Source organism: Olivibacter sitiensis DSM 17696 (genome assembly GCF_000427965.1).
Lineage (GTDB): Bacteria > Bacteroidota > Bacteroidia > Sphingobacteriales > Sphingobacteriaceae > Olivibacter > Olivibacter sitiensis.
Genome location: NZ_ATZA01000083.1, coordinates 1 through 7066 on the forward strand (window position 1 = coordinate 1; position 7066 = coordinate 7066).

5 protein-coding genes are annotated in these 7066 nt (G+C 43.1%); 2 read left to right on the forward strand and 3 right to left on the reverse strand.

Annotation, left to right across the window (positions count from 1 at the left end):
- Positions 1–255 precede the first annotated feature (255 nt).
- The 3 genes from A37S_RS0122095 to sucC form a co-directional block, all read right to left on the reverse strand.
- Positions 256–876 carry an L-threonylcarbamoyladenylate synthase gene (locus A37S_RS0122095; protein WP_028298830.1) on the reverse strand — a complete coding sequence of 207 codons (621 nt, stop codon included), beginning with the start codon at positions 874–876 and terminating at the stop codon, positions 256–258.
- 56 nt (positions 877–932) lie between these two features.
- A complete protein-coding gene (gene asnS, locus A37S_RS0122100) occupies positions 933–2378 on the reverse strand; it encodes an asparagine--tRNA ligase (protein WP_028298831.1) in 1446 nt (481 codons plus the stop codon).
- 157 nt (positions 2379–2535) lie between these two features.
- Complete coding sequence (gene sucC, locus A37S_RS0122105; protein ID WP_028298832.1) at positions 2536–3726, reverse strand: ADP-forming succinate--CoA ligase subunit beta; 1191 nt, start codon at positions 3724–3726, stop codon at positions 2536–2538.
- A 409-nt stretch (positions 3727–4135) separates the two neighbouring features.
- Here sucC and A37S_RS0122110 point away from each other — a divergent pair, with 409 nt between their 5' ends.
- Positions 4136–6760, forward strand: coding sequence for a TonB-dependent receptor (locus tag A37S_RS0122110; RefSeq protein ID WP_028298833.1), 2625 nt, complete (start codon positions 4136–4138; stop codon positions 6758–6760).
- 113 nt (positions 6761–6873) lie between these two features.
- The coding region (locus tag A37S_RS26915) for a DUF4372 domain-containing protein (RefSeq protein ID WP_028298797.1) at positions 6874–7066 on the forward strand (193 nt) is incomplete at its 3' end.

Below are 7066 nucleotides of genomic sequence, written 5' to 3' on the forward strand. Positions count from 1 at the left end.
TGGAAAATTAAGACTTAATGTGTCTTCATTACTTAATGTTTCATGTTGACAATTAAACACTTACATTTTTCGTCGGGTGTTAAAGCTTTTGACTTCTTAATTTTCACTTAACCTCGCAACCATCGAACCATTAAGGCATTCAGGAAAATCAAGACTTAATGTGTCTTCATTACTTAATGTTTTGTGTTGACAATTAAATGCGTACTTTTTTTTGTCAGGTGTTAAAGTTTTTGACTTTTTAATTTTTACTTAACCTTAGATATAATCTTCTAGATTTCCTTTGCCCTGACGAAGCACTTCAAAATCGCCTTGGGTACAGTCTACCACGGTAGATGCCACATTGCCGCCGTAGCCGCCATCAATTACTAGATCTACCTGATTCTCGAATTTTTCGTTTATAAGCTCGGGATCGGTAGAATACTCTATGATCTCATCGTCATCGTGAATAGATGCAGAGACAATGGGATTGCCCAATTCCTTGACTATGCAACGTGCTATGCGATTATCAGGGACACGAATACCGACGGTTTTCTTTTTGGAGCTAAGCAGTTTGGGAACCTGACCACTTGCGTTGAAGATAAACGTAAATGGGCCTGGCAGCGCCTTTTTTAATAAACGGAAAGTGGCCGTATCTATGGGTTTTGTGTAGGTGGCAATATCCGTTAGATCATAACAAATGAAAGATAGATTGGCCTTCTCGGGCTTTAGCCCACGTACACGGCATAGGTTTTCAATGGCTTTCTGGTTGGTAATGTCGCATCCGATACCATACACGGTATCGGTAGGGTAGATGATAAGACCTCCTTTGCGCAATACCTCGACCACTTGCTCAATGGCTTTTTCATTCGGATTCTCTGGGTATATTTTTATCAACATATTAATGGAACAATAAAAATGGCCAGCGGTTTAAACCGTAGGCCATTTTTATGTTTTTAAAACTCGGCATTTTTGGGTGTTCGTGGAAAGGGAATGACATCGCGGATATTGGTCATACCAGTAACGAACAATACCAAGCGTTCGAAACCTAGGCCAAAGCCAGCATGTGGTGCAGAACCAAATCTCCTGGTGTCTAAATACCAGCTCATCTCTTCAATCGGTACATGCATTTCTTCCATTCTTTGGATGAGTTTATCGTATCGCTCTTCGCGCTGCGAGCCACCGACAATTTCACCTATACCGGGGAATAGTATGTCCATAGCGGCTACTGTTTTTCTGCCCTCCGCATCTGGTTCGTTAAGGCGCATATAAAACGATTTGATATCGGCTGGATAGTTTGTCAGGATTACGGGCTTCTTAAAGTGCTTTTCTACCAAATAGCGTTCGTGCTCGGATTGCAAGTCTGCGCCCCAACTGTCGATAAGGTATTTGAATTGCTTTTTCTGATTTGGCTTGGATTGCTTCAATATATCAATCGCTTCCGTATAAGTCAAGCGTTCAAAATCATTTTCCAGCACAAATTGAAGTTTTTGTGTCAGGTCCAGTTCCGAACGGTCTTTTTGTGGCTTCGATTTTTCCTCGTCCAGCAGCCTTGTCCTCAAAAACTCGATTTCTTCAGGACAATGTTCCAAGGCATACTTGATCAGGTATTTGAGGAATTCCTCCGCCAGGTCCATATTGTCCTTTAGTTCATAGAAAGCCATTTCTGGTTCTATCATCCAGAACTCTGCCAAGTGACGAGTCGTATTGGAATTTTCGGCTCTAAAAGTAGGGCCGAAGGTATAAATATCGCCGAAGGCCATGGCTGCCAGTTCACCCTCCAATTGTCCAGATACGGTCAAATTGGTGGATTTTCCAAAAAAATCTTCGCTATAATCTACTTGTCCATCTTCAGTACGAGGTGTATTATCGAAGTCAAGCGTGGTCACCTTGAACATTTCACCAGCTCCTTCAGCATCAGAACCAGTAATAATCGGTGTATGCAAGTACACAAAACCTTTCTCATTAAAGAACTTATGTACAGCAAAGGCCAGGCAATTGCGTACCTTGAATACTGCATTGAACGTATTGGTACGAAAGCGCAGATGTGCTATCTCGCGCAAAAACTCAAGGCTATGCTTCTTAGGTTGCAAGGGGAATTTCTCCGGGTCACTGTCACCTAAAATGATAATATCCTTTGCCTTCACCTCCACACGCTGCCCTTTTCCCAATGATTCTACCAAGGTACCATGTACTTCGACGGCGGCACCCGTTGTTAGCCTTTTTAGGATACTTTCATCCGTGTTTTCAAAATCTACTACTGCTTGTATATTACTCAAGCAAGAGCCATCATTGATTGCTAAGAATTGATTGTTGCGAAAGGTTTTTACCCAACCTTTTACGGTGACTTCCGTACCGACCGCCGTTGTAGATAAAAGTTCTTTAATTTTTGTATGTGTCATTTTTTTGTTCAAAAACCCCAGCAAAGATAGGGCTTATTAATAAAAACAACCTCCGACTTTCAGGTCGGAGGTCGTTTATTGTACTTCTCTTGTTGATTTACAGTAATTTGTTTACTTTTTCGCCAGGTCGCTCAAATGCAAACAAATTCAAATTATATTAGGAAAGTACCTTAGTCACCAATTCTGCTGCTTCCTTAAGTTGTATAGCAGAATATACTTCCAAACCAGATTCATCTATCAACTTCTTGGCTTCGGCAGCATTTGTACCTTGCAAGCGCACGATGATAGGAACAGGGATATTACCTATTTCCTGATAGGCATCAATCACGCCTTGTGCTACGCGATCGCAACGGACAATACCACCGAATATATTGATAAGAATCGCCTTTACATTTGGGTCTTGCAATATGATGTTAAAACCAGCCTTAACGGTTTCTGCATTGGCCGTACCGCCGACGTCCAAGAAATTAGCAGGTTCGCCACCGGCCAATTTAATGATATCCATGGTAGCCATTGCCAGTCCGGCACCATTTACCATACAACCCACGTTGCCATCAAGCTTCACGTAGTTCAGATTGGATTTGCCTGCCTCCACTTCGGTAGGATCCTCTTCAGACAAATCGCGAAGCGCTGCGTAGTCCGGATGACGGTACAAGGCGTTGTCATCAAAGTTCACCTTGGCATCTACGGCCAGAATTTTGTCATCAGACGTTTTTAGCACGGGGTTGATCTCAAACTGGGAAGAATCTGTCGCATCGTAGGCCTTATATAAGGCGCTTACAAATTTCACCATATCTTTATATGCAGCGCCGCTCAATCCTAAATTGAAAGCGATTTTGCGCGCTTGGAATCCTTGCAAGCCTACTGAAGGATCCACTTCTTCCTTGTGGATGAGGTGGGGAGTTTTTTCAGCGACTTCCTCAATATCCATTCCTCCTTCGGTAGAATACATGATGATATTGCGACCACGGCTGCGATCTAGCAATACGCTCATATAAAATTCCTTGGTTTCGCTCTCACCTGGATAATAGACATCCTGTGCAACCAATACCTTACTTACTTTCTTTCCTTCGGGCCCCGTTTGTGGGGTCACCAGTTGCATACCAATGATTTGCTCGGATTTTTCCTTTACCTCATCCAGGTTCTTGGCCAACTTCACACCGCCACCCTTACCGCGGCCGCCAGCATGGATTTGTGCCTTGACCACTACCCAGTCCGAGTTATAGTCTTCCTTCAGTTTTTTCGCAGCTTCTACGGCTTGCTCAGGTGTATCGGCAACGATTCCTTCCTGAACACGTACTCCGAAGCTTTTCAATATAGATTTACCTTGATATTCGTGAATATTCATGCTGCTATTTTTTCTGTAAAATTAGTGTTTTAAATATGAGCTGATAATAAAATCGGTCGCAATATGCATATAATTTGTCTTTCTAAAAAGCATTTTCTAAATAAATCTGGCAAAGGCAATGGACGAGGGAAAGTAGGTAGCTTACCGTTTAAAATTACAGTTGCTATTTATTTAAATAAGACAAAAAGATGTTGGCAAAATCACTAATTTGACAATAATGTATAAAAATCTATTAATTCTATAGGATATATATATTGTATTGCTACTTTTGTGACATGAAACTTTTAAAAACATCGGTAGTGATCGCATATAGATTATACTTAGTTCCTTATTGTAGAATTTGTTAACAGCTTTATATAAACATCGGAAAGACCATAGATTTAAAAATATGACAATTACTACTTTAACAATGAATAGAAAACTATTTTACCTCATATCTGTATTTTTTTTGATCCACACAGCCTCCGCTCAGGCACAAAACACGTTGACGGGAAGCGTTAAAAATGGGAACGGAGATCCTGTACCTAATGCAACAATTTCCATAAAGGGCACCAAAACACAAGTTGCTGCCGATGCTGATGGCTATTTTAGCATTACCGTGCCGGGGCAGCTGCCAATTTCGCTCCTCGTCAATTCCGTTGGCTACAAACGGAAGGAAGTATCCGTCAGTAATGCGACCAGCACACCACTCCAAATCACCTTGGCAAGCGATGACATCCTTTCGGAGGTAGTGATCACGTCGAGGCGGAGGCAAGAGTCGGCTCAGGATGTTCCTATCCCCGTATCCGTAGTAGGAGGGGCCTTGGTAGAAGAAGCGGGTGCTTTTAATGTAAACCGTGTAAAGGAACTTGTGCCAACGGTTCAGCTTTATTCTTCCAATCCCCGTAACACTACCATCAATATCCGTGGTTTAGGCTCTACTTTTGGCCTCACCAACGACGGTCTTGATCCGGGTGTTGGCTTCTATGTAGATGGGGTTTACTACGCACGACCTGCTGCAACAACACTCGATTTCGTGGACGTAGAACAAATAGAAGTATTACGCGGACCTCAGGGTACTTTATTCGGCAAAAATACCACTGCCGGCGCTTTTAACATTACCACTCGTAAAGCAAGCTTTGATCCGAGCGCCACTTTTGAGCTAAGCTATGGCAATTACGGATTCATACAGGCCAAAACCTCCATTACGGGGCCTTTGGTAAAGGATAAACTTGCCGCTAGGTTATCCTTCTCAGGCACACAACGTGATGGTACTGTTTATAACGTGCGAAGCGACCGATACGTCAATGACCTCAACAATTTGGGTGCACGTGGTCAGTTGTTGTTCACTCCCAATGAAAATCTGGAGATCACATTGGCGGGGGATTTTTCACGCCAACGTCCTAATGAAGGATATGCACAGGTGATTGCAGGAGTGGCCGAGACGGAACGTCGGGAAGAAAGGCAGTTTCGCAGTATCATCGCCGATTTGGGCTGGCAGCTTCCTAGCGAAAATGCTTTTGACAGATTAATTGACCAGAATTCAACGTGGCGCTCCGGTAACGATCTGGGAGGTGCTTCCCTGAATATAGATGCTCAGATTGGCCCTGGCAAACTAACGTCGACCACCGCTTGGCGCTACTGGAATTGGGATCCTATGAACGACCGCGACTTTACTGGATTAGATGCTACAGCTAAGTCGCAGGCTACCTCAAAACATAGAAATTGGTCGCAAGAGGTACGTTACGCGGGAGATTTCTCCAGAAAATTGAGTGGCGTGATTGGTATATATGCCATTGGACAAACCTTAAAGACCGATCCGGTACATATAGAAGAAGCAGGTGAAGATCAATGGCGATTCCAGCAAAGTTCGTTTGGTCCTATTCCCGCTGCCGATCTCGCTCCAGACGGTAGATTCTATGGCAGCGCTTATACCAATTGGGATGATGCGTGGCGTACACCCGGTTTGTTCACAGGTCATGGTTCTGCTATAAATTCTCTTCTTGAAAGTTTTGGCGCGGCGGTATTTGCTAATATCGATTGGTCGATAACGGACAAACTACATGTATTACCAGGCATCCGATACAACTATGACAGAAAGAAAGTAGATTTTAACCGGATAGGCTACGGATTATATGAAACAACAGATCCCGTATTGCTTTCTATTCGCAGTATATATAACGACCAATCTTTTAACTTTACTACCGATGAAAGTAATGTAACCGGTCAGCTAACGGTAGCTTACAAAGCAAATGAGCACATCAATACATTTGCCACTTTCTCTACCAGTTACAAACCAGTAGGGGTAAACTTGGGAGGACTGCCTAACGTCGATGGCCAACCAGATTTAAGCTTGGCTAGGGTCAAACCAGAGTATGTAACTCATGGAGAAATCGGCATCAAAACATCGCCTGGCAGAAACGCTATATTGAACGTTGTCGCCCATGTGACAGATATAAAAGACTATCAAACACAGGTGCAAGATCCGGATCCTTCGATTGCCCGCGGTTATTTGGCCAATGCGGACGAGGTTCGTGTGATTGGTGTTGAAGTAGACGGTAGCTATAGGGTAAGTAATAACCTCAATCTATACGGAGCCTTTGCCTATACAGACGGAAAATACGAGTCTTTCCCGAACGCACCGCTGCCTTTGGAACAAACAGGTGCTGCGGATCCGTTTATAGATGTTTCTGGCCAAAGATTGCCAGGTATTTCCAAATGGGCTGGGAATTTAGGCGGAGAGCTTTCTTCTAGTTCTGGCAGCCTGATAGGCAAAGAAGGTCAATTCTTTGTGGCTGTGGAAAGTTCCTATCGTTCGGAGTTCTCCTCTAGCCCAACCCCATCACGGGTTATGAATATTGATGGCTATGCAATTGTTAATGCTAGACTCGGGTTCCGCACTACAAACAGTTTCTCCATCTTTGTTTGGTCTCGTAACCTATTGGACAAAAACTATTTTGAGCAATTGTTGCCAGGCGTAGGCAACGCAGGTCACTATGCTGCCGTTTTGGGAGATCCAAGAACTTTTGGATTAACACTTAGGCAATCTTTCTAACACACACGGTTATATATAAATAAGCACTACTGACCGACAAAAAATAATTTAAGGAGCTGCCATATCTGGCAAGCTCCTTTTTTCATATTTTGGTTTTACGACAAACTAAAAATATGAGTGATAAAAATACAGAAAAGAAATTAGTCGGTCAGCCAATCTTCAAACAATTATTAGGTTTTATTCCAAGGAACAAATTTGAGATGCTTGTGAGCAAGCACCGGTCTGACCGCTATTACAAGACCTTTGATTCATGGACACAACTCATGACGATGCTGTTCGGAATATTCAGCCGATGTGATTCTATGG